Source organism: Curtobacterium sp. DN_7.5, from assembly GCF_022655355.1.
In the GTDB taxonomy this organism is placed as follows: Bacteria; Actinomycetota; Actinomycetes; order Actinomycetales; family Microbacteriaceae; genus Curtobacterium; species Curtobacterium luteum.
In genome coordinates, this window is the sequence record NZ_CP093378.1 from 600038 (window position 1) to 623802 (window position 23765).

General features: G+C 73.3%; 18 protein-coding genes. 10 read left to right on the forward strand and 8 right to left on the reverse strand.

Annotated elements, in window-relative coordinates:
- Positions 1-22: 22 nt before the first annotated feature.
- Entirely contained in the window at positions 23-2284 is a 2262-nt protein-coding gene (locus MON03_RS02885) for an APC family permease (RefSeq protein WP_242090405.1), read from the reverse strand.
- A gap of 130 nt (positions 2285-2414) precedes the next feature.
- Between MON03_RS02885 and MON03_RS02890 the strand changes: the two genes are divergently transcribed.
- Positions 2415-3203 carry a MerR family transcriptional regulator gene (locus tag MON03_RS02890; protein WP_242090407.1) on the forward strand — a complete coding sequence of 263 codons (789 nt, stop codon included), beginning with the start codon at positions 2415-2417 and terminating at the stop codon, positions 3201-3203.
- A 140-nt stretch (positions 3204-3343) separates the two neighbouring features.
- Here MON03_RS02890 and MON03_RS02895 read toward each other — a convergent pair whose 3' ends face one another.
- From MON03_RS02895 to yczE, 3 genes are all read right to left on the reverse strand, one after another.
- Complete coding sequence (locus tag MON03_RS02895) at positions 3344-3925, reverse strand: PadR family transcriptional regulator (protein WP_242090409.1); 582 nt, start codon at positions 3923-3925, stop codon at positions 3344-3346.
- Positions 3922-4770, reverse strand: coding sequence for a DUF4097 family beta strand repeat-containing protein (locus MON03_RS02900; RefSeq protein ID WP_242090411.1), 849 nt, complete (start codon positions 4768-4770; stop codon positions 3922-3924). The genes MON03_RS02895 and MON03_RS02900 overlap by 4 nt, the downstream gene beginning before the upstream one ends.
- Before the next feature lie 80 nt (positions 4771-4850).
- Positions 4851-5519: a membrane protein YczE gene (gene yczE, locus MON03_RS02905; protein WP_242090413.1), complete on the reverse strand. Its 669-nt coding sequence runs from the start codon at positions 5517-5519 to the stop codon at positions 4851-4853.
- A 60-nt stretch (positions 5520-5579) separates the two neighbouring features.
- Between yczE and yczR the strand changes: the two genes are divergently transcribed.
- The 3 genes from yczR (at position 5580) to MON03_RS02920 (ending at position 11279) form a co-directional block, all read left to right on the forward strand.
- Positions 5580-7022, forward strand: a complete 1443-nt coding sequence (gene yczR, locus MON03_RS02910) for a MocR-like transcription factor YczR (RefSeq protein ID WP_242090415.1) — start codon at positions 5580-5582, stop codon at positions 7020-7022.
- Between the two features lie 107 nt (positions 7023-7129).
- Positions 7130-7786, forward strand: coding sequence for a DUF6518 family protein (locus MON03_RS02915; RefSeq protein WP_242090417.1), 657 nt, complete (start codon positions 7130-7132; stop codon positions 7784-7786).
- Positions 7787-7820: 34 nt separating this feature from the next.
- Positions 7821-11279 carry an efflux RND transporter permease subunit gene (locus MON03_RS02920; protein ID WP_242090419.1) on the forward strand — a complete coding sequence of 1153 codons (3459 nt, stop codon included), beginning with the start codon at positions 7821-7823 and terminating at the stop codon, positions 11277-11279.
- Positions 11280-11358: 79 nt separating this feature from the next.
- On the opposite strand, the gene MON03_RS02925 is transcribed toward MON03_RS02920, so the two are convergent.
- A complete protein-coding gene (locus MON03_RS02925; protein ID WP_175327383.1) occupies positions 11359-11601 on the reverse strand; it encodes a hypothetical protein in 243 nt (80 codons plus the stop codon).
- A 354-nt stretch (positions 11602-11955) separates the two neighbouring features.
- Positions 11956-13005: an alpha/beta hydrolase gene (locus MON03_RS02930; protein ID WP_022903331.1), complete on the reverse strand. Its 1050-nt coding sequence runs from the start codon at positions 13003-13005 to the stop codon at positions 11956-11958.
- 116 nt (positions 13006-13121) lie between these two features.
- Here MON03_RS02930 and MON03_RS02935 point away from each other — a divergent pair, with 116 nt between their 5' ends.
- Complete coding sequence (locus tag MON03_RS02935) at positions 13122-13976, forward strand: PPK2 family polyphosphate kinase (protein WP_022903332.1); 855 nt, start codon at positions 13122-13124, stop codon at positions 13974-13976.
- Positions 13977-14246: 270 nt separating this feature from the next.
- Positions 14247-16331, forward strand: a complete 2085-nt coding sequence (locus tag MON03_RS02940; RefSeq protein ID WP_242090421.1) for a DEAD/DEAH box helicase — start codon at positions 14247-14249, stop codon at positions 16329-16331.
- Positions 16332-16404: 73 nt separating this feature from the next.
- On the opposite strand, the gene MON03_RS02945 is transcribed toward MON03_RS02940, so the two are convergent.
- Positions 16405-16914, reverse strand: coding sequence for a mycothiol transferase (locus MON03_RS02945; RefSeq protein ID WP_242090423.1), 510 nt, complete (start codon positions 16912-16914; stop codon positions 16405-16407).
- Positions 16915-16924: 10 nt separating this feature from the next.
- Positions 16925-17440 (reverse strand): MarR family winged helix-turn-helix transcriptional regulator, encoded by a 516-nt coding sequence (locus MON03_RS02950; protein ID WP_242090425.1) that lies wholly within the window; start codon positions 17438-17440, stop codon positions 16925-16927.
- Between the two features lie 257 nt (positions 17441-17697).
- On the opposite strand from MON03_RS02950, the gene MON03_RS02955 reads away from it, so the two are divergent.
- From MON03_RS02955 to MON03_RS02970, 4 genes are all read left to right on the forward strand, one after another.
- Positions 17698-18297 (forward strand): M73 family metallopeptidase, encoded by a 600-nt coding sequence (locus MON03_RS02955; protein ID WP_022903336.1) that lies wholly within the window; start codon positions 17698-17700, stop codon positions 18295-18297.
- A 45-nt stretch (positions 18298-18342) separates the two neighbouring features.
- Entirely contained in the window at positions 18343-19506 is a 1164-nt protein-coding gene (locus MON03_RS02960) for a S24/S26 family peptidase (protein WP_242090428.1), read from the forward strand.
- A 71-nt stretch (positions 19507-19577) separates the two neighbouring features.
- Complete coding sequence (locus MON03_RS02965; RefSeq protein ID WP_175327390.1) at positions 19578-20741, forward strand: metallophosphoesterase family protein; 1164 nt, start codon at positions 19578-19580, stop codon at positions 20739-20741.
- On the forward strand, positions 20741-23731 hold the full coding sequence (locus MON03_RS02970; protein WP_242090430.1) for an AAA family ATPase: 2991 nt from the start codon (positions 20741-20743) through the stop codon (positions 23729-23731). Before MON03_RS02965 ends, MON03_RS02970 begins: the two co-directional genes overlap by 1 nt.
- The last annotated feature ends 34 nt before the right edge of the window (positions 23732-23765 follow it).

Here is a 23765-nt window from a genome sequence, read left to right on the forward strand (position 1 = left end):
GACCGGCCACCGTCACGCGGTGTCATCCGCGGTCGGCGTCGCGGGGCGAGGTCGGCGACGAGGGCGTGCGGCCCGTCGGGGGCGACGCCACGAGGGTCCGCAGCTCGCCGGTGCACCGTGCCGGGTCCACGCCCTCCGCGGGGCCGGCGGGTCGCGTCGCCCGCCGGGGCGCGGGCGCGGTCTGCGGGGCGAGGCTGTTCCGCTGGTCGGACCGGAGCAGGCGGTCGTCGCTGCGCTCGGCGTGGAAGACGCCGTGCGGCGACCGGCGGAGGGGCGGACGCACGGGCTCGCCGCGGCGTTCCTGGCCGGGCAGCGGGCGGGAGCGGCGTCCGTACAGGAGCTCCGACGAGTCGAGCAGCCACGGCACCAGGGCGACGGTCACACCGTGCACGAGCAGGAGCTTCTTCCGGATCCGACGTCCGCGGTGGTTGTGGAGCAGGTTCTCCCACCAGTGCCCGACGACGAACACCGGCGTGTAGACCGTGACCACCTCGGAGCCGTGCTCCAGTCGGTGCGCCTTGATGTACTTGATGAGCGGCATCGAGATGTCGCGGTACGGGCTCGGCACGATCGTCAGCGGGACCTCGATGCCGTGCTCCGCCCACTGCGCCCGCAAGCGCGCCGCCTCGGCGTCGTCGATCGCGACGTGCACGGCCTCGAAGCTCGCGTGCTTCGCAGCGATCGCGTAGTCGAGGGCCTTGAGCACCGGCTTCTGGAGCTTGTTCACGAGCACGATCGCGTGGTCGCCGGTCGCGCCGAACTCGGTCTCCTCGTCGGCGGCGATCTCGTGCTGGACGTCGCGGTAGTAGCGGTTCACCCCGAGCATGAGCACGAAGAGCACCGGCATGATCACGAACACGAGCCACGCGCCGTGCGTGAACTTCGTGATGGTGACGATCACGAGCACCACGAACGTGAAGCTCGCGCCGACGGTGTTGATGAGCCGCGAGCGGACGACCTGGCCGCGGTTGACGGGCTCGGTGGCGGTGCCCGCGCGGTCCTCGCGGAGCAGGCGCGTCCAGTGCACGACCATGCCGGTCTGACCGAGCGTGAACGACACGAAGACGCCGATGATGTACAGCTGGATGAGGCTCGTGACGTTCGCCCGGTAGACGATGAGCAGGGCGGCCGCGACGAGCGCGAGCACGATGACGCCGTTCGAGTAGATGAGGCGGTCGCCGCGGGTCGAGAGTGCCTTGGGCGCGTAGGAGTCGCGGGCGAGGATCGAGCCGAGCAGCGGGAATCCGTTGAACGCCGTGTTCGCCGCGAGCAGCAGGACCGCCGCCGTGGTGGCCTGCACGACGAAGAACAGCACCGAGTTGTCCCCGAACGTGGCAGCGGCGATCTGTGCGATGAGCGAGCGCTGCGGTGTCGTGGCGCAGTTCGCGAACCCCTGGAGGTCGCAGGCGCTCTCGGCGTAGTGGACACGGGCGACGAGCGCGAGCGTGATGAGCCCGATGAACAGGACGATCGCGATGCCGCCCATCGCGACGAGGGTCTTCTGTGCGTTCTGGATCTTCGGACGGCGGAACGCCTGCACGCCGTTCGCGATCGCCTCGACGCCGGTGAGCGCAGAGCAACCGGAGGCGAAGGCACGGAGCAGGAGCAGGACGAAGGCGGCCTGGGTGGTGTGCTCGACGTTCTGCACGGTGTACTGCGCGGATTCGGCCACGGGGGTGTGCCCCGTGGCGACCCGCACCAGGCCCGTGACGACCATCACGAACACGGACGCGACGAACAGGTAGGTCGGGATCGCGAACGCCTTGCTCGACTCGCGGACCCCGCGGAGGTTCACCGCCGCGAGCAGCACGACGAAGAGCAGCGCGAGCTCGACCCGGAACTCGTTGAGGACCGGCAGCGCCGAGATGATGTTGTCCACGCCGGAGGCCACCGACACGGCGACGGTCATGACGTAGTCGACGAGCAGCGCGCTCGCCACGACGAGGCCGGCCTTCTCGCCGAGGTTGCGGTGCGCCACCTCGTAGTCGCCGCCACCCGACGGGTACGCCTTGATGAGCTGCCGGTAGGACGCGACGACCACGACGAGCAGCAGCACCACGAGTGCGGCCACCCACGGGGCGAAGGTCAGGAAGGCCATGCCGCCGAGCAGCAGGATCATGAGGAGCTCCTGCGGCGCGTAGGCCACGGAGGAGAGCGGGTCACTCGCGAAGATCGGCAGTGCCAGGTGCTTCGGGAGGAGCTGTCCCTCGAGCTTCTCGGAGGGGAGGGGGTCCCCGATCAGCCGCGCCTTCAGCGACCGGATCTCGTTCGTCACGACGGGCAAACCTACTCATTTCGGACCCGGAGTCAACACGGGGGCACCCGCCGGTATTCCGTGTTCGTGCACATCCGTGCAACCTGTGCAGGGCGAGGGGGTTGTGGTTGACGCTGCGTCAACCTCTAGCGTGTCCTGCATGAGTGATCGGACAGACAACGCATCCGTCGCTGCGAAAGCGCCGCACGGCATCTCCGACGTGGCACGCGCGGCCGGCGTGTCCAGTCGGACGCTCCGCCACTACGACGCGATCGGTCTGCTGCCGGCGACCGCCGTGGGCGAGGGCGGGCTCCGTCGCTACGACGACAGCGCGCTCGTCCGGCTCCAGCGCATCCTGCTCCTCCGCGGACTCGGCCTCGGACTGTCCGAGATCGCCCGGGTGCTCGACGGCGAGCAGGACGACGTCGCCGCACTCCGGGCGCACGTCACCTGGCTCGAGCAGGAGCGCGACCGGCTCGCGCGGCAGCTCGCAGCCGTGCGCACCACCATCACCAGGATCGAACAAGGAGACGACATGACCACGCAGGACACCTTCGACGGGTTCGACCAGACCCGGTTCCGTCAGGAGGTCGAGGAACGCTGGGGCGCCGACGCCTGGCAACGCGGGCAGGACTGGTGGTCGGCGAACGACCCGGCCGCCAAAGCGGCCTTCCAAGCAGAACAGCGCGCGATCGCCACGGACGCGGCGGCGCTCGCCGTCTCCGACGACACGCCGACTTCGGCCGCGGGCACGGCCCTCGCGCGCCGACAGCTCGCCTGGCTCGCACAGGCGCCCGGGCCCGCCCTGACGGCCGACCGGTTCCGCACGCTCGCCGACATGTACGTGCACGACGAGCGCTTCACGCAGGCGTACGAGTGGGCCGGCCCGGGTGCGGCACGCGCGCTCCGGGACGCCATGCACGCCCTCGCCGACGCGGGCGCGGTGTAGGAGCGGCGGACACGGCCGCTGCGGGGGCGGGCCGACCGGGAGGCGCGGTGTGCGCCCGCCGTGTCGGCCCGCCCCGGTCGGTGCTCGCGTCCGGTGCTCCCTCGGTGCTCGCGTCAGGTGCTCGCCTCCGCTGCTCACCGTCAGAGCGAGCGGCGCACCGCCTCGAGTCCGTCCCGCAGGCGGCTGACGGTGTCCGCGGTGAGCGTGCCCCGCGTCGCCTGCCGGCGGAGGTCCGCCCGGACCTGCTGCCGGAACGACGACAGGACCATCTCGACCTCGCGCAGGGCACTGGCACCGGCGGTCGGGACGTCGACCGGCTCGTCGGCGGTCTGTCCGCGCGGAGCCTGAGCGCTCGCGGCGAGGTCGGCGCGGAGGGACCGCATGGCCTCGCCGACCGAGGCCCGTACGCCGTCCGCGAGGGACTTGACCGAGTCGGTCACCCCGTCCTCGAGCGCGGCGACCTCCTCGGCGCGGGCGTCGAGCTCGGCGCGTCCGGCGTCCGTGATCGCGTAGACGGTCTTCCGGCCGTCGGCGGTCCCGGTCACGAGTCCCTCGTCCTGGAGCTTGGCCAGGCGCGGGTAGACCGTGCCGGCGCTCGGGACGTACGTGCCGCCGAAGCGGTCGCCGAGGGCCGTGATCACCTCGTACCCGTGCATCGGGTGGTCGGCGAGGAGGACGAGCAGGTAGAGGCGCAGGTGGCCGTGCGCGAAGACGGGGCTCATGCGGGCACCTCACCGTCGGTCGTCGGGGTGGTCGCGGGCTCGTCGGCGACGGGCGGTGCGTGGAGCACCGCGATGTCGCCGGACACCGAGTTCACCTTGAGGTCGAGCCACTGGCCGGAGAGCTCCCCGCCCTGCTTGACGTAGGAACCGCGCACGCCACGGATCTCCGAGTCGTCGAACTGCAGCTTGCCCGAGGCCGTCGAGACCGTGCACCGGTAGGGCACGCCGTCCTCGAGTCGGACGCTGACCGAGCCCGACACCGTGTTGACGCGCGCGGAGTCCGGCGTGCCGTGCAGGTCGAGCACGACGTCGGCGTTCACTCCGTCCGCCTGGAACCGGGGGATCGCGCCGGTGGCCACGACGTCGCCCGAGACCGTGTGCACCGTGAGGGCGCCGTCGAGTTCCCGGACGGTGGTCGTGCCGGAGACCGCGTTCACGGTGACGTCGCCCGCGACCCCGTCCACGACGACGTCGCCGGAGACGGTGTTGAGCGTCGCGCCGCGGTTCGTCCCGGACAGGAGCGACCCGGCCGAGACGACGCCGAGCGTCACCGGAGCGTCCCGCGGCACGAGGATGCTCACGTCGGCGTGCGCCTTGCCCCGGAAGGACTTGAGGAAGCCGATCGGGTCGTCCCACCGGATCTGCGGGTGGTCGACGGTGAGGGTGTCGCCGTCCACCTCGACCATGAGCGGCTTGCCCGACACGCTGTGGACCTCCACCCGGGCGGTCGGTTCGTCGTGCGCGACGACGTCCACCTGCCCGCCGACGAGTCCGACGCGCAGGCGACGGACGATGCCGGTGTCGATGACCTTGGGCTCCTCGACGAGCCACTTCTCCTGAGCCATGTTGCCTCCTCGAACTCGTGATGTATCGCGTCTGGTGACGTCACGATACATCGCGAGTTCCGACGGCGGCAAGCGAACGCTCAGGAGGTGGTCCGCGCCTCCAGGCCAGGGGCGGTGAGCGAGTTCGGAACCGCGACCCGCGTGCGCTCCGGGCTCCACGGGAACCGGCGGAAGAGCGGCATGAGCGGCTGCACCAGCGGGCCGATCGCGAACGCGGCGACCACCGTGCCGGCGCCCACGTCGCCACCGAGCAGCCACCCGACGATGACGACGGTGACCTCGATGACGGTCCGGGCGACCCAGATCGGCCACCCGAAGCGCTGCGAGACCCCGACCATCAGCCCGTCGCGCGCGCCGGTGCCGAACCCGGCGCCGATGTAGAACGCCGTCGCGACGGCGAGCAGCAGGAGCCCGGCCACGAAGAGGCCGACGCGGGGGAGCAGCCCGCCGGGCGCCGGGACGAGCCACAGCACGAGGTCCGCCGACGGGCCGATCGCCAGGGCGTTGAGCAGGGTGCCGATGCCGGGCTTCTGCCGCAGCGGGATCCAGAACAGCAGGATGACCCCGCTCGACACCACGGTGATGACCCCGAACGACCACGGCACGACGTGCTCGAGCCCCTCGGTGAGGACCGTCCAGGAGGCGACGCCCACCACCGCACGGACCTGGAGCGCGGTCGAGGCGCCGTAGAGGAACAGACCGACCATGAGCTGTGCGAACCGGAGGGTGAGGGCGGGGGTGCGGGACATGCTCCGATCGTGCGGCAGATTGGCCTGCTGGTCGAGGGCCAATCGCGCTACCGTGGACCCATGACCCCCGTCCAGCTGAGCGCCCGGTCCGCAGCGCTCCTCCTCACCGACTGGCGTGCCGGCACGGACGCCGCCGCGTACGAGGCGCTCTCCGACGCCCTCCGGGTCCTCGCGATCGACGGCCGCATCCCGCAGGGCGTCCGACTGCCCGCCGAGCGCGGCCTCGCGTCGGCCCTCGGCGTCTCACGGACCACGGTCGCCGGGGCGTACGCGCGCCTCCGCGAGGACGGGTTCCTCGTCTCCGTCAGGGGATCCGGCAGCGTCGTGCGCCTGCCGCGCGACCTCGTCGGCCGACCGGACCCCGAGCGGCTCGGCGGCGTGGTCGGCGGCGACGTCCTCGACCTCCGCAAGGCGGCCCTGCACGCGGCCCCGGGCATCGCCGAGGCCGTCGAGCGGGCGATGCGGCACGTGCCCGCGGCGCTCGCCGGGATCGGCTACGACACCGTGGGCGACCCCGGACTCCGCGCCGCGATCGCCGACCGGTACACGGCCAGGGGGTTGCCGACCGACCCGTCGCAGATCGTCGTCACCATCGGCGCGCAGCACGCGATCGCCCTGCTCGCCCGCGTGCTCGTCCGACGCGGCGACGCGGTCCTCGTCGAGTCGCCGACCTACCCGCACGCGCACGAGGCGTTCCGCGAGGTCGGCGGCCGGCTCGTCGGCGTGCCCGTCGACGCGCGGACGGGATGGGACACCACCGCGCTCGAGCACACGCTCCGTCGCACGGCACCGGCGGTCGCGTACGTCATGCCCGCGCTGCACAACCCGACCGGCGCGACGATGACCCCGGACGCCCGCGACCTGCTCGTGTCCGTCGCGGCCGCGGTCGGCACCACCGTGGTCGCCGACGAGACGATGGGGGAGCTCCGCATCGACGGGCCCGCGGCGACGCCGCTCGCCGCTGCGTCCGACGACGTCGTCATGATCGGTTCGGCCGACAAGGTGTTCTGGGGTGGGCTCCGGATCGGATGGGTGCGGGCCCGACCCGAACTGCTGCAGCGGCTGCTGCTCGCCCGTCCGACCGGTGACCTCGGGACGCCCGTGCTCGACCAGCTGGTCGCGCGGGAGCTCGTACCGCGCACGGCGGCCGTCCTGGAGGAACGGCGTGCGTACCTGGCGCAGGCCCGCGACGACGTCGTGGGCGCGTTGCGCGCGCGACTCCCCGAGTGGGACGTCCCCTCACCGGCGGGCGGGTTGACGACGTGGGTCGGGCTCGGGCGGCCGGTGTCGAGCGCGCTCGTCCTGGCAGCGCGGGCCGAGGGGGTCGTGCTCGCCTCCGGCGGGGTCTTCGGCCCGGACGGCGGCTTCGAGCGGTTCCTCCGCGTGCCGTTCACGATGCCCGCTGCCGACCGGTCGCGGATGGTCGACGTGCTCGAGCGGGCCTGGGCGCGGGTCGGCGGGGAGTCGGTCGGCCCGAGCGGGTCGCTCGCAGCCGTCGTCTGAGCCGGCCGGGCGGCCCTGGGCGGTCCTGCGGGGATCATCCTGTGGGTGGAGGCCGTCGGGTCTCCGGGGTGATGTCCGCCGGACCCGGAACCGGGATCGTGGGATGCATGGAGACGATCGTGCACACCGCGCAGACCGGGACCGCGGGCCGGGAGACCGACCCCCACGCCGTGCCACCGGCGATCCGCGTGACGATGGCGACCGGGCTCGCCCTGCTGGCGGGTGTGCTCTGCTCGTTCGGGCAGGCGGTCCCCGGGCTCGGACAGCTCGCGAACTCGGCCGGGCCGTGGTTCGTGGTGGCGGCGCTCCTCGTGCTCCTCGCGGGCCTGCACCGGCGCCCGGTGCTGCCGATGGTGCTCGGGGTCGTCTTCCTCGAGCTCATGCACGTCGGGTACTGGGCCGCGACGAACCTCCGCGGCTACCCGGACGTCCTGTCCGTCACGAACTTCTGGGTCCTCATCGGGATCCCGGCCGGGCTCCTCGCGGGCGCGGTGGTCTGGGCCGTCCGGTCGACGTCCGCGTGGTGGCGTGCGGCGGCGGCCGGGGTGACGGGCGCCGTGCTCGTCGGTGAGGGCGTCCGGGCGCTGCTGCAGGTCGCCGCGACGACGGGCACGACGTTCTGGACGATCGAGATCGTCGTCGGCGCCGCGGTGGTCGTGGCCGGCGTGTACTCGGCCCGGACGGCGACGGCGCGGGTGGTCGCGCTCGGGACCGGCGTGCTCGGTGCCCTCGGCGTCCTCGCCGTCTACCTGTTGCTCGGCTGAGCCTCCAGCGTCGCGGGCCTGCGAGGATCGGACAGTGCACCTCCTCTCGGTCTTCAGCATCCGGAACCGGTCCCTCATCGCGCTCGTCACGATCGTGGTGGCGATCTTCGGTGGCATCTCGCTGACGAGCCTGAAGCAGGAGCTCATCCCGAGCGTCGAGTTCCCGCAGGTCGCGATCGTCAGCGCCTACCCGGGAGCGACGCCGGAGGTGGTCTCGAACGACGTCTCGACGAAGATCGAGCAGGCCATCCAGGTGGTGCCGAACCTCGAGTCGACGAGCGCGACCTCGTCGACCGGGCAGAGCGTGGTGTCGGCGTCGTTCGACTACGGCTCGAACCTCGCCAGCGCCGAGGACAAGATCCAGACGGCGGTCAACGCGCTGTCGCTGCCGGACACCGTGCAGACGCAGATCGTGACCGGCTCGTTCGACGACCTCCCCGTGCTGCAGCTCGCGGTCACGGGCTCGGGGAACCAGGAACAACTGGTCGACCGGCTCAACGCGACGGCCGTCCCCGACCTCGAGAAGCTCGACGGGGTCCGGCAGGCCGACGTGTTCGGCAACCCCGGCCGCCGGGTCGTGATCACGCCGGACGAGGACGAGCTCGCGGCGAAGGGGCTGACGACGCAGTCGATCTCGGACGCGCTCGACGACAACGGGACGCTGATCCCGGGCGGCACGATCACCCAGGACGGCTCGACGCTCTCGGTGCAGACCGGTGAGCGCATCGCGTCGATCAAGGACATCGAGGCGCTGCCGCTGACGGCGTCGTCGAGCGGCAGCGGCTCCAGCTCGAACGGTTCCGGTTCCGGGGGCGGGAGCGCGACCGGCGCGACCAGCGGCACCGGCACGACGAGCGGGGCGGGCGCGACCGGCACGACCAGCGGGACCGGCGCTGCCGGCGGGAGCAGTGCCTCCAGTCCGGCCGCGACCGGGACCACGGGCGCCACCGGCGCCTCCGGGACGGGCGCCACCACCACGACCACCACGCCGACGGAGCTCGGCGACGTCGCGAAGGTCGCCATCGAGGAGTCGCCGCGCACCTCGATCAGCCGCGTCGACGGCAAGACGGCGCTGACGATCGCGATCACGAAGACGCAGGAGGCGAACACCGTCGACGTCTCCGAGACGGTGAAGAAGGCGCTGCCCGACATCGAGTCGAAGGTCGCGGGCAACCCGCAGTTCACGGTCGTGTTCGACCAGGCGCCGTACATCCAGCAGTCGATCGACTCACTCGCCGAGGAGGGCCTGCTCGGCCTCGGGTTCGCCGTGCTCGTGATCCTGGTGTTCCTGCTGTCGGTGCGGTCGACCCTCGTCACGGCGATCTCGATCCCGACGTCGGTGCTCCTCGCGGCGATCGGCATGCGTGCCGCCGGGTACACGCTCAACATCATCACGCTCGCCGCGCTCACCATCGCGATCGGCCGCGTCGTCGACGACTCGATCGTCGTCATCGAGAACATCAAGCGGCACATGCAGCCCGGGGTCGACCGGTCCCGGGCGGTGCTCGACGCCGTGCGTGAGGTGGCGGGCGCGGTCACCGCCTCGACGCTGACCACCGTCGCGGTGTTCCTGCCGGTGGCGTTCGTCGCGGAGCTGGTCGGCGAACTGTTCCGGCCCTTCGCGCTCACCGTGACCATGGCCCTGGTCGCGTCGTTGCTGGTGTCCCTGACGATCGTGCCGGTGCTCGCGTACTGGTTCCTCCGACCGCCGAAGACCCACCGGCACGCCGGGACGGGCGCGGACGCCCCGGGCGCCGACGCCGCGACGGCCGCGGACGCCCCGACGAGCGGAGCCGCGACCGGTGCCCTGGCCTCGGCGGCCGACCTGCACGACGCCGGTCGCACCGACCGGCTCCAGCGCGGCTACCGGCCGGTCCTCGGCTGGGCGATGCGCCGCCCCTGGATCGTCCTCGCACTCGCCCTCTTCGTCCTCGCCGGGACGGCTGCCGCCGTGCCGTTCGTGAAGACGAACTACCTCGGCGACTCGGGGCAGAACACCTTCACCGTCACCCAGGACCTGAAGCCGGGCACGAGCCTCGACGACCAGTCGACCGCCGCGGCGAAGGTCGAGGAGGCCCTGCGTTCCGTCACGGGCGTCGAGACCGTGCAGACGACCATCGGGTCGAGCGGCCAGTCCATCCAGGCGGCCTTCGGCGGCGGTGCCTCGGCGTCCGTGCAGTACAACGTCACGACCGACGCCGCGGCCGACCAGCCCACGATCCAGTCCACCGCGCGCGACCGCATCGAACGGATCGCGGACGTCGGCGAGGTGTCGCTGTCCTCGGCCGGTGGCGGCTTCGGCGGCTCGAGCGACATCGAGGTCGACGTCACCGCGCCGACCCAGGCGGAGCTCCGGACCGCGGCCGACACGGTGCTGCGGAAGATGCGCGGCGTCGACGGCACCACGGCGGCGACGAGCAACCTGTCGGCGGCCGAGCCGTACCTCGCCGTGCAGGTCGACCGGCAGGCGGCGGCGGAGCGCGGGCTCACCGAGCAGCAGGTCGGCGCCCTCGTCGCGGCGGCCGTCTCCCCGCGGGACACCGGCAGCGTCGAGATCGACGACGCCACGCTCGACGTGTACATCGCCGACCCGAACCCGCCGGCGACGATCGCCGCGTTGAAGAAGCTCGCGATCCCGACCTCGACGGGCGAGGTCCCGCTGTCCGACCTCGCGACGGTCGAGCGCTCGGAGGGTCCCACGACCATCACGACCTCGAACGCGGTCCGCACGGCGACGATCACCGTGACCCCGGACGCCACGAACCTCGGGGCGGCCGTGCAGAACGTCACGGCGGCCGTCGACGCGCTGCAGCTCCCGCGCGGTGCCTCGGCGTCGATCGGCGGTGTGGCGTCGAGCCAGTCGTCCGCGTTCAGCCAGCTGTTCCTCGCGATCCTCGTCGCGATCCTCATCGTCTACGTGATCATGGTGGCCACGTTCCGGAGCCTGCTCCAGCCGCTGCTGCTCCTGATGTCGGTGCCGTTCGCCGCGACCGGGGCGCTCCTGCTGCAGATCGCCACCGGCATCCCGCTCGGCGTCGCGTCGATCATCGGCCTGCTCATGCTCGTCGGCATCGTCGTGACGAACGCGATCGTCCTCGTCGACCTGGTGAACCAGTACCGCCGTCGGGGACTCCGCGTCGCCGAGGCCCTGGTCGAAGGCGCGACGCGACGACTCCGCCCGATCCTCATGACCGCCCTCGCGACGATCTTCGCGCTCGTGCCGATGGCGCTCGGGCTGACCGGCAAGTCCGGGTTCATCTCGCAGCCGCTCGCGCTCGTGGTGATCGGCGGCCTGGTGTCGTCGACACTGCTGACCCTCGTGGTGCTGCCGTCGCTCTACTTCGTGGTCGAGCGGGCCCGGGAGCGTCGGGCCGACCGGATCGCCGCCGGGATCACCCGCAAGGAGGCGCGGCAGCAGCGTCGCGAGGACCGGAAGCGACGTCGCGAGGAGCGTCGCGGGGCCCGCGGCCGGACGACCGCGTCGGCGGACTGAACCGGCGACGCACGGACGGTCGCCCGAGCACGGGGTGAGGCGCTCGCCCGCACCGTGCGAGGGTTCGCCCGCGGGCGGGTCAGTGCTCGGAAGCCTCCACGGCACGGAACCAGTGCACGAGGACGACCACCAGGGTCGTGATGAACACGATCGCCGCGCCCTGCGACAGCACCTGCATGTGACCGGTCGCAGCGGCGTACCCGCCGAACGCGACGGTCGCGCAGAACGACAGCCCGAGGAGCAGCTCGACCACGGACCACATCGCAGAGGCGTGGTGCCAGGTGGTCGGGGCGGTCATCGGGCGCGTCGAGGTGTCGGTCACCCCGGAAGTCTGCGCCGACCGCGCCACGACCAGCAGTCCCGACTCCGGGTGGCACCCGGGCAGGGGACGCGGCGCCGACACCGCCAGACCGGCAGGTCCTGGTGTGCGTGGCCGTTCCGGTGCACGTCGCGCCGGGACCAGCGAGATCCGTTGCGCCGCTGGCAGTTCCGGTACGCAGAACCCGGGTCCGTGGCACCGGAACTGCCACATCGCGAGGCGACGTCTGCCACGCATTCCGCGCGACCCCGGCGCAGCGGCATCGATCCGTCGCGCAGGCGACCCGACGGCGGACGGGAGGCGCGGTGCGGGCCGCCGGCGTGCCTCCCGTCCGTCAGGGTGGCGCGTCGGGACCCGTCAGCCGAGCCGGTCGCGCAGGAACGCGACGACCCGCTTGCTCATGGCCTCGTCGAGCTGGGCGATCGAGTGCGCCGTCCCCTCCACCTGCACGAACGTGACCGGCACGTCGTGGTCCCGGAGCGCGGTCGCGAACTCCGTCGACTCCCAGAGCGGGATGAACTCGTCGGTCGAGTGCCCGATGAAGAACGGCGGGGTGTCCGCCGTCACCTGCGACGTCGGCGATGCCCGCTCGGCCGCCGGACAGCGCGAGTACGTCCGGCAACCGAGGTAGAGCAGCTGCTTCCGCTGGAACGACGCGGACACCCCGTCGGCCTCGGTCGAGCGGCTCGTCAGGTCCGTCGGACCGCTCAGGTCGACGACGGCCCGGATCCGGTCGCCCTCGGCGTACGCGGGTGACTCGTGGTCGGTGACCGCGAGCAGGGCGGCGAGGTTGCCCCCGGCGCTCCCACCGAACAGCCCGACGCGGTCCCGGTCGACGTCGTAGGTCTCGAGCGTCGCCGGCCGGAAGACCCAGTCGAGGGCGCGGCGGACGTCGTCGAAGCCGGCCGGGAACGGGTCGGTCGGAGCGAGCCGGTAGTCGACGTTGAAGGTGACGAAGCCCTCCGACGCGAGGTACTGGCAGACCGACCGGTAGGCGGCGGTCGCCTTGTCGCCGTGCGACCAGCTCCCGCCGTGGATCATCATCACGGCGGGCCTGGCGGTGCTCGATGCCCGGGCGAGCGCCCGCGGGTCCGCCGAGGCCGAGGCCGAGGCCCCCGAGGTCGTGGCTCCCGCGGACGGCGCAGCGGTGGCCGTGGGCGTGGCGGTGGTGTCGGGAGGACTGTCCGCGGGCAGGCACACGTCGAGTCGCTGCAGCGGGGCGGACCCGTACGGTACGTCCGCGACGACGTCGATCCCGTGGTACCGGAGCGACAGCGGGTAGATGACCGGGTCCGCGGTGACGGTCGTGTTCCGGTCGCCGGTCGGGTCCGCGCTGCAGGCGGCCACCGTCAGCAGCGCCGCGAGCACGCCGACGACTGCGAGCACGGTGCGGCGTCCGGTTCCCATCCCGACAACGCTAACCCGGCGCCCCGGCCCGCGCGCCCGCCTCCGGTGCCAGGACGGGGTCCCGGTGCCAGGATGGGACCAGACCCGCAGTGGGACGAGACCCCGCAGGAGGACCCGTGAGCCGTCGCAAGGCCTGGAACGCCGACCCCGAACCGCTGCTCCGCGTCGAGGAGGGCTTCCGCCTCGACCGCGTCGACCCCGACGCCACCCCGGGGTTCCCCGGCCGGAAGATCGACGGGCTCGAAGCGCTCGCCGCCGGCGCCGCCCGGCTCTCCGCGCTCCAGGAACGCCTGCACGCGTCGTCCACGGCGGGCGACGAACGCCGGGTGCTCCTCGTGCTGCAGGCGATGGACACGGCGGGCAAGGGCGGCATCGTCTCGCACGTCGTCGGTGCCGTCGACCCGAACGGTGTCCACTACGCAGGCTTCAAGGCCCCGACGGCCGAGGAGCGCGAGCACGACTTCCTCTGGCGGATCGAGCGCGAGCTGCCCGGAGCCGGACAGCTCGGGGTGTTCGACCGCTCCCACTACGAGGACGTCCTCATCCAGCGCGTCCGGTCGTTCGCCCCGCCGGAGGAGATCGAGCGGCGCTACGGGGCCATCGTCGACTTCGAGGACCGCCTGGTCGCGGCGGGCACCACGATCGTCAAGGTCATGCTGCACATCTCGAAGGACGAGCAGCGCGAACGCCTCGGCGACCGACTCGACCGGCCCGACAAGCACTGGAAGTTCAACCCCGGCGACATCGACGAGCGCCTGCTGTGGGACGACTACCAGGAGGCGTACCAGATCGCCCTCGAGCGGACGTCGACCCCGCAGGCGCCCTGGTACGTCGTGCCGGCGAACCGGAAGTGGTACGCCCGGCTCGCGGTGCAGCAGCTCCTGCTCCGCGCGCTCGAGGACATGCAGCTCACGTGGCCGCCTGCGGACTTCGACGTGGCCGAGCAGCGTCGTCGGCTCGCCGAGTCCTGACCGGGCTCCCACCCGGCCGGGAGGCACGGCTCGCCCCCGCCACGCGCCTCACCTCTGCACGGGCTGGCCACGCGTCGCCGGATCGCGTAGACTCACTCGGTCGGCTCTCGACGCCGTGACATTGTGATCACGGAGTGTTCGTCTGGGTGTGTGTTGCTCGAGGGCTGGATTCACGTCGATCCGCGACGGGAAGAACCCCCTCTCCGCACGCTGCCTGCGCCGATGTCGCTGCCGGGCCCTGCGGACGTTCTGCACCCCAGGAAAGTAGCCATGGCCCCGTACAACAAGGGCGGCGCGGACAACCGTGCCTCCGACCGCGTCCGCCACCCGAACGGCACCCCCGCCGCTCGCAGCAGCAAGCACCGCGGCTTCCGCGCCGCCGATCCGTCGCAGCCGCGCCAGAAGCAGCGCTGGGATGCCGAGGAGCGTCGCGGCCGCGGCGCGCAGGGCGACCGTCCCGCGCGCCCGAACTGGGAGCCCCGCGAGGGCGGCCAGAGCCGCTGGAACCGTGACGACCGCGGGCCCCGCCGCGATCAGGACGACCGCGCTCCGCGTCGGTTCGACCGCGACGATCGTGACCGTGCGCCGCGTCGTGATCGTGACGACCGTGCCCCGCGTCGCTTCGACCGTGACGACCGTGACCGTGCACCGCGTCGTGACCACGATGACCGTGCACCCCGCCGCTTCGAGCGCGACGATCGCGCGCCGCGTCGGTTCGAGCGCGACGAACGCGCGCCGCGTCGGTTCGACCGCGACGATCGCGCGCCGCGTCGGTTCGACCGCGACGACCGCGACCGTGCACCTCGTCGTGACCAGGACGACCGTCCGCGTCGCTTCGACCGTGACGACCGTCCCCGTCGCTTCGACCGTGACGACCGTGACCGTGCGCCACGTCGTGACCAGGACGACCGTGCCCCGCGCCGGTTCGACCGTGACGAGCGCGCCCCGCGCCGCTCCTTCGACGAGGACCGTCCCCGCCGCGAGCGCTTCGACCGCGACGACCGCGACCGTGCCCCCCGTCGCTTCGACGACCGCCCGCGCCGCTCGTTCGACGAGGACCGTCCGCGCCGCGACCGCTCGGACCGCGACGAGACCCGCACGCCGTACGTGCCGGCCGACGACGTCAAGCTCGAGAAGCTCCAGGCCGAGGCCACCGTCGCGGCCGACGTCGAGGGCGTGACCTTCGGCGACCTCGGCATCGGCGGCAACATCTCCCGCGCACTCGCCGAGCTCGGCGCCGCGACCCCGTTCCCGATCCAGGCCGCCACGATCCCCGACGTCATCGCCGGCAAGGACGTGCTCGGCCGTGGTCGCACGGGTTCCGGCAAGACGATCGCGTTCGGTGCGCCCCTCGTCGAGAAGCTCATGGAGCACGGCGGCGGCACCAAGCGGAAGATGGGTCGAGCCCCACGCGCGCTCATCCTCGCGCCGACCCGCGAGCTCGCCCTGCAGATCGACCGCACGGTGCAGCCGATCGCCCGCTCGGTCGGGCTCTTCACGACCCAGATCTACGGCGGTGTCCCGTACGGCCGCCAGGAGGGCGCCCTCGAGCGCGGCGTCGACATCATCGTCGGTACGCCCGGTCGCGTCCAGGACCTCATGAACAAGGGGAAGCTCGACCTCAGCGAGGTCATCATCTCCGTGCTCGACGAGGCCGACCACATGTGCGACCTCGGGTTCCTCGAGCCGGTCCGCGAGATCCTCTCCGCGACCGCCGAGGTCACGCCGCAGGGCAACCGCGCGCAGAAGCTCCTGTTCAGCGCGACCCTCGACGCCCAGGTGGCCTCGCTCGTGTCGGAGTTCCTGCACGAGCCGAGCGTCCACGAGGTCGCCGGTGAGGACCAGGCGTCCTCGACGATCGACCACCGCGTGCTCGTGGTCGAGCAGCGCCAGAAGGACCAGCTGCTCGAGGAGCTCGTCGCAGGCTCCGGCAAGACCATCGTCTTCGCCCGCACCCGCGCGTACGCCGAGCGGCTCGCCGACCAGTTCAAGGACGCCGGCATCCGCGCGACCTCGCTCCACGGCGACCTCAACCAGTCGCGGCGCACCCGGAACCTCGGGCTGCTGACCAGCGGCCGGGTGAACGTGCTCGTGGCGACCGACGTCGCGGCCCGAGGCATCCACGTGGACGACGTGTCGCTCGTGGTGCAGGCAGACGCACCGGACGACTACAAGGCGTACATGCACCGCTCCGGCCGCACGGGCCGCGCCGGAGCCGAGGGCACGGTCGTGACGATCGTCACCCGGAACCGTCGTCGCAAGATCGAGGGCATCCTCGACAACGCCGAGATCGAGGCCGACCTCGTGGAGGCCGCCCCCGGCGACCGCCTGGTCGCGGAGCTCGCGGCGCGCTGACGCACGGACGGACCGACGGGAGGCACGGTGCCAGCTGGCACCGTGCCTCCCGTCGGTTGCTGGAGCAGCCGCGTCAGCGGTTGCAGAAGAGCAGACCGCGCACGTACCCGGCCTGACCGGCGTGCTGGACGCAGTCGTCGAGGATGCTGACGAGCCGGACGCCCGCCGTCACGGGCGGGTCCCAGGCGTCGTCCACGACCGCGTCGAGGTCCTCCGGGGTCAGCGTGCCGAGGTACGCGACGGTGCGGACGGTGACCGCGTCGAGGTAGCCGGACAGCAGGTCCGCCGACGCACGGACACGACCGACGTCGTCCCGGGACATGCCGTACCCGAGCGCCTCCGCGGGGAACGGCAGGCCGAACCGCCGGGCCCAGCCGTCCGCGGTCCAGACCTGCTCGGAGCCCGCGAGGTCCGCGACCTGTGCGTCCTGGCCCCGGGCGATGTGCCACGCGAGCCAGGCCAGCGTGTTCGCTCCCGCCGCGGGCCGGGCGGCGAGCTGGTCCTCGGACAGGCCGTCGAGGGCGCGGCCGACGGTCGCCGGGACGCGGGAGAACGCTTCGGTGAGGAGTGCAGCGGGTGTCATGCCCGCGACGCTACGCGCGGTGCGCGAGGGCGTCGCCGACCTGCTCGAAGACCTCCGCGAGCGCCGTGCGTGCGGCCGGCGCGACGGCGTCGGCGAAGGCGGTCCGCCACGGTGCGCTGAGCTCCTCGGCGATCCCGGCGCCCGACGGCGTGAGGTGCAGGAGGATGCTCCGGCGGTCGTTCGGGTTCGGACGGCGCTCGAGGTGCCCGCGCTGCTCGAGGCGGTCGATGAGCGACGTCATGGCGCCGGTCGACAGCTGGAGGAACGCCCTGGCGTCCTTCGGGGTCATCCCCTCGCCGTCCGCGGCGGCGAGGTGGAAGACGAGCCGTGCGTCGGTCGGGCCGAGGTCACGCGCCGCGCTCGCACGGTCCAGGGCCTGCGTGTGTCGGGCCTGGAACCGCCGGAACGCGTCGACGAGTCGATCGAGCTCGGCGTCCGACGCGAGCACGAGGACGTCGGGGGAGGCCGGCGCCGGCGGCAGTTCGGTGGCTCTGCGTCCGGGGAGGACGGGGGTGGTGTCCGACATCGCGGTTCTCTCGGGTGGGGGTGGCCGACGCGGTGGGATCCGCGTTCATCCAGTGTACGCAAGTACCTCAACGATCAAACTACCCCGACGGGGGGGGGTGTTCCGTGTCTTGTGTGTCGCACGGCGATCGAGTAGCTTGACGATCGTAACAACACGACGGTCGCTCACCTCGACCGCCGCCACGGCACGCAGCGCGACCAACCACCGCGGGTCCGGGCCGGCCACCGATCAGATCACTTCTCCGCTGGAGCACACCCATGTCCCGTGTCACGCCTCGCGCTGCCCGTCTCGCCGCCTGGATCGCCGTCCCCGCCGCACTCGTCGCCTCGGGCGTCGTCGTCTCGACCGCCTCCTACTCCGCGTTCTCCGCCACCACCGTCAACCCGACGAGCAACTGGACCGCCGGCACGGTCGCACTCTCCGACGACGACGCCAACACCGCGCTGTTCACCGTGACAGGGCTGAAGCCCGGGTCGACCGGCACCAACTGCATCGCGGTGACGTCCACGGGGTCGCTGCCCTCGACCGTCAAGCTGTACGGGACGAACGCGGCGACGACGAACGCGCTCGCGACCAACATCAACCTCACCGTCGAGCAGGGCACCGGCGGCGGCTTCGGCTCGTGCACGGGCTTCACCGCCGCGGCGACGAGCGGCACCCTCTACACGGGCACGGTCGGCGGCTTCGGCTCGACGTCGACGAACTTCGCCTCCGGCGTCGGCACGTGGGCCCCGACCGGCACCGCGTCCGAGACCCGCGTCTACCGGTTCACGTACACCGTCCCGACCTCGGCGCCGAACTCGATCCAGGGCGGCACGGCGGCCCTCGGGTTCACCTGGGAGGCCCAGAACAGCTGATCCGCCCGCACGGTCCCGTCGTCGCACGCCAGGTCGGAGGTCCTCGTGGTCAGCACCGCGGTGCCCGGTGGTCACCTGCCCCGGGCCGTGCTGCGTGACGCCGTCGACTGGGGGCGGGTGGTCGTGGCGACCGCGGCCCGCGCGGTCGTGGCCGGGCTCCTCGGGCTCGCGCTCTGGGCGGCTGCGCCGGCGCTCATCGGCTGGCAACCCACCACGGTGATGACCGGGTCGATGGCGCCGCGGCTGGCGCCCGGTGACGTCGTCGTCTCCCGGCCGGTACCGCCCGACGAGGTCCGGCCGGGCCGGATCCTGCTCGCCGACGACCCCGACGTGTCCGGCCACCTCCGGATGCACCGGTTCGTGGAGGAGGGCCCCGGCGACAGCATCGTCACGAAGGGCGACGCCAACCCGCAGGCGGACTCGACGCCGCTCGAGCGGTCCGCGGTGCACGGTGTGGCCTTCCTCCGCATCCCGTTCATCGCCGCGCCGGTCACCTGGCTCCACGACGGCGACTGGGTGCGGCTCGTGCTCCTCGGGCTCGGCCTCGCGGCGGTGCTCGCCCTGTGCACGGTGGACGGCTCGCTCCGGCGGCTCGTCGACGAACCCGCGGACCCCGGCGACCCACCGGACGACCCCGGGGGCGACCCCTCGACCGGCCTGGAGGCGCGGGGCGGGCCCGTCACGTCCCTCCAGGCCGACGGATCCCCGCCCGGCACACGCCGGTCGCCGCGCGGACACGGGCGACGACGCCGTCCGCAGCACCGGCTGCGCCGGCTCGGCGGCACGGCCGCCGTGGTGCTGCTCACCGTCGGGGTCGGGACCCTGGCGCCACCGTCCGCGGTCGCGGCCCCGTTCTCGCGGACGACCGGCTCGGCGTCGAACTACGGGGCGGGGACGCCGCAGGCGGTCCTGACGCTGTCGTGCGCCCCGGCGAGCAGTGACAGCGTCACGATCTCCTGGACCTACCCGACCACGCCCGGCATCGGCGAGCCGTACAGCTTCGACCTCGTGTCCGGCGGGACGCAGGTCGCGACCGCGGACGGCGGTGCGACCTCGCTGACCTACCGCGGCGGCGGCCTGCTCGTCGTCGGGACCTACGACCTCCGCCTCCGCACGAACCTCGGGGGCACGTGGACGGTGCTCAGCCCGCAGACGGTACGGGTGCGGGTGCTCTCGGTCGTCGGCCTGGGGTCGGCTGCCTGCGCCTGACCACGACGGCTTCCGTCCACAGGGGCCGCGGGGCGCCGGGGGATGTCCGTGGGCGGCGCTACCGTGACCGCATGCGGATCCTGCACACCGGCGACTGGCACCTCGGTCGCACCCTGCTCGGAGCCGACCTGCTCGACCACCAGGGGGCCTTCCTCGACCACCTCGTCGACGTCGTCCGGGCACGCGCGGTCGACCTCGTGGTGGTCGCCGGCGACGTCTACGACCGGGCGATCCCGCCGGTCGAGGCGGTCCGCATGCTCTCGCGCGCACTCGAGCGCCTCGCCGAGCACGCCACCGTCGTCATCACCCCCGGCAACCACGACTCGGCCGCTCGGCTCGGGTTCGGCGCCGGGGTGATGGGCCAGCGGGTGCGGATACTCGCCGAACCCGCGGGCATCGGCACGCCGGTGCTCGTCGACGACCCGGACGGCACGGTCGCCGTCTACGGCATCCCCTACCTGCACCCCGATCTGACGCGGTGGGCCCTCGCCGACGTCCCGGACGAGCCGCTCGCCCGCTCCCACCAGGCCGTGGTGGGTGCCGCCACCGACCGCATCCGGGCCGACCTGGCCGGCCGTCCCGGCACGCGGAGCGTCGTCGTGGCCCACGCCTTCGTCGGTGGCGCGCAACCGAGCGACAGCGAGCAGGACATCCGCGTCGGCGGGGTCGACATGGTCGCCCGGTCCGCCTTCGACGGGTTCGACTACGTCGCCCTCGGCCACCTGCACGGACCCCAGCGGGTGGGCGACGGGGACCGCGTGCGGTACGCCGGGTCCCCGCTCGCGTTCTCGTTCGGCGAGCGGCACCAGGCGAAGTCGGTCACGCTCGTCGACCTCGCCGCCGACGGCACGGTCGCCGTCGAACTGCTCCCCGCCCCGGTGCCGCGACGGCTCGTCGACGTCCGGGCGGCCATCGCCTCGATCGAGTCCGGCGACTTCGCGGCGGACGCCGACGCCTGGGTCCGTGTCGCCGTCACCGACACGGTGCACCCCGAGCGCATGTACGCGCGGGTGAAGGACCACCTGCCGCACGCCCTCGCGATCACCCACGAGCCGGCCGACGCCGTCGCGCGACCCGCGGCGCGTGCGGTCACGGCGACGTCCGACCCGGTCGAGGTCGCCGCGGACTTCGTCGCCTTCGCCACGGGCGCGCTGCCGGACGACGACGACCGCGCCGTCCTGACCGAGGCGTACGAGGCGGCCGCACGGGTGCTGCAGACCGAGGGGGACCGCTGATGTACCTGCACCGCCTGGAGCTCCGTGCCATCGGCCCGTACGCGGACACGGTGACCATCGACTTCGCCGCGCTCGCGGCATCCGGGGTCTTCCTGCTCGAAGGGCCGACGGGATCCGGCAAGTCGACGATCATCGACGCCGTCGTGTTCGCCCTCTACGGCGGTCTCGCGGGGTCGGACGCCAGCAGCGACCGCCTGCACAGCCAGCACGCCGACCCGTCCGTCGAACCGTACGTCGAGCTGGTGTTCGAGACCGGCGCCGGGGTGTTCCGCGTCCGGCGGACCCCGCAGTACGACCGGCCGAAGCAGCGCGGGTCCGGCACCGTGAAGCAGCAGGCGTCCGCCCAGCTCGTCCGGCTCGCCTCCCCGACCGACCCCGCGGGGGAGCCCCTGTCCGCCCGGATCCCGGAGGTCGGCGCCGAGGTCGTCCGGATCGTCGGGCTCGACCGGGCACAGTTCCTGCAGACGGTCGTCCTGCCCCAGGGCGAGTTCGCGCGGTTCCTGCGGTCGCCCGGGGAAGACCGCCGGAAGCTCCTGCAGTCCCTGTTCGGCACCCAGGTCTACGACCGCACCGCCGAGGAGCTCGCGGCCCGCCGCCGCGCGGTCCTCGCCGAGGTCGAAGGCGCCGATGCGCGCGTCCGCGATGCACTCGCACGGTTCTCCGAGGCGGCCGGGGTCGAGTCGGCGGCCGAGTCGGACGTCCCGGGCACGGTCGACCACCTCGCCGCAGCAGCGTCCGCCGCCGAGGCCGCCCGGGTCGAGGCCGCGACGACGGCGACCACGGCGTCCGAGCAGGAGACCCTCCTCCGGGCCCGCGCGGCAGCGGTGGGCCGGCGTCGCGAGCTCCTGGCCCGCCGGGCGACGCTCGAGCAGCAGTCCGAGTCGGTCGAGGCCGCACGTCGGCGACTCGACCGGTCGGCCCGAGCGGCTCGGGTCGTCGGCTTCGCGGACAGCCTCGACGCCGCGCGCGACCGTGCGGCCGCGGCCCGAGCCGACGCCGCGACCCTCCGCGAGCGACACGGCCTCGACCACGAGCACGACGTCGAAGGGCTCGCCGACCGGCTCCGGACCGCCGCCGACGCCGAACGGCACCTGGTCGACACGGCGTCGCGACTCGACGCCCGGGCAACCGCGCTCGACGCCGCACGCGCCGACCGGGCCGCCCTCGACGAGCGACTGGCCGACCTCCAGCGGCAGCTCGCGGACCGGCCTGCCGACCGCCTCGCGCTCGTCGCCCGCGCGACCGACGCCGCGGCGCTGGCCGCCGGAGCGACGGGGGCGGCACACGAGGTCGAGCGCCTCGCCGGGCTCCTGCGCGAGCGCGATGCGCTGGCCGTCGCCACTGCACAGGTGTCGGTCGCGGAACAGACCGTCGTGGCCGCCCGCACGGCGGCGGAGTCCGCGCTCGGGATCGAGCGCGACCTCCGTGACCGCCGCATCGCCGGGCTCGCCGGGGAACTCGGCGCCGCGCTCGCGGACGGCACGCCGTGTCCGGTCTGCGGTGCCGTCGAGCACCCGGCGCCGGCCGCCCCGCAGGACGACCACCCGACGGCGGAGGCGATCGACGCTGCGGCCGAGCGGGCGCGGCGGGCGGAGCAGACCCTCGCGGACGCTGCGGCCGACCTCCGGGTCGCGCAGGCGGAGCACCGGCGGCTGACCGTGTCGGTCGGAGCCCTGGACGACGCTGACCTGGCAGCCGCCGTCGAGCGCGCCGCCGCGGCGGTGCAGGCAGCCCGCGCGGCGGCGGACCTCGTGAGCGGCCTCGACCGCGAGCTGACCGCGCACGACGAGACCACCCGGGCGCTCGAACGGACCCGGAGTGACGTCGACACACGTCGCGCCGTCCTCGCCACGTCGATCGACGCGGACGCCGAGCGCCTGGAGCACGACCTCGGAGCGGTCCGAGCTGCCGTCGAGCGGCTGACCGCGCTGCCCGTCCCGGGCTCGCCGGAGCTGCCGGACACGGCCGGGATCGCCGTGGCCGTCCGCACGGTGGACTCGGCGGTGGCGGTGCTGCAGTCGATCGCACGCGCGGACGCCGCGGTGGAGCAGGACGACCGCGTCGTCGCCGACCGCGCGGTGGAGGTCGACGCCGCGCTCGAGGAGCACGGGTTCACCGACGTCGTCGAAGCCCGGGCAGCGCTCCTCGACGAGTCGACCGAACACGCCCTCCGACGCACCGTCGAGGACGCGACCACGGCCTGGGGGATCGTCGACGCGGGGTTGGCCGAGCCCGCTGTGCTGGCCGCGGCGGACGACATGGACACCGACTTCGACCTGGACGCAGCCGCGGCCGACCGGGCCAGCGCTGCCGCCGTGCTCGACGAGGCCACCCGGGCGGCGGTGACCGCCACCGACCGGGCCGCCGCAGCGCGTCGCTGCGCCGCGGACCTCGCCGCCGCGGTGCGAGCACGCGACGAGACGAGTGTCCGGAGCCGAGCCGTCGTCCGGCTCGCCGACGTCGCGAACGGTGCGACCGCGGTCAACCCGTCCGGGATCACCCTCGGCACCTACGTGCTCATGCGCCGCTTCGAGGACGTCGTCGCGGCGGCGAACGACCGGCTCCGGAACATGCTCGCGGGACGCTTCACCCTCGAGACCTCGGATGAGCGAGAGTCGGGGTCACGTGCACGCCGGACCGGGCTCGCCCTCGCCGTCCACGACCACACCACCGACACCGTGCGCGATCCGCGCAGCTTGTCGGGCGGCGAGACGTTCACCGTCTCGCTCTGCCTGGCGCTCGGGCTCGCCGACGTCGTGCAGGCCGAGGCCGGCGGTGTGTCGCTCGGCACGCTGTTCGTCGACGAGGGGTTCGGCACCCTCGACCCGGAGGCGCTCGACGGCGTGCTGGTGCAGCTCGCGCGCCTGACCGCGGGCGGACGGCAGGTCGGGATCGTCAGTCACGTCGACGAGCTGAAGCAGCGGATCCCGGAGCGCATCGCGGTGCGTCGGACCGCGTCGGGCGCCTCGCGGGTGACGACGACGGTCTGAACGGGCCAGCGGGTGCTCCGGCGAGCAGCCGCGT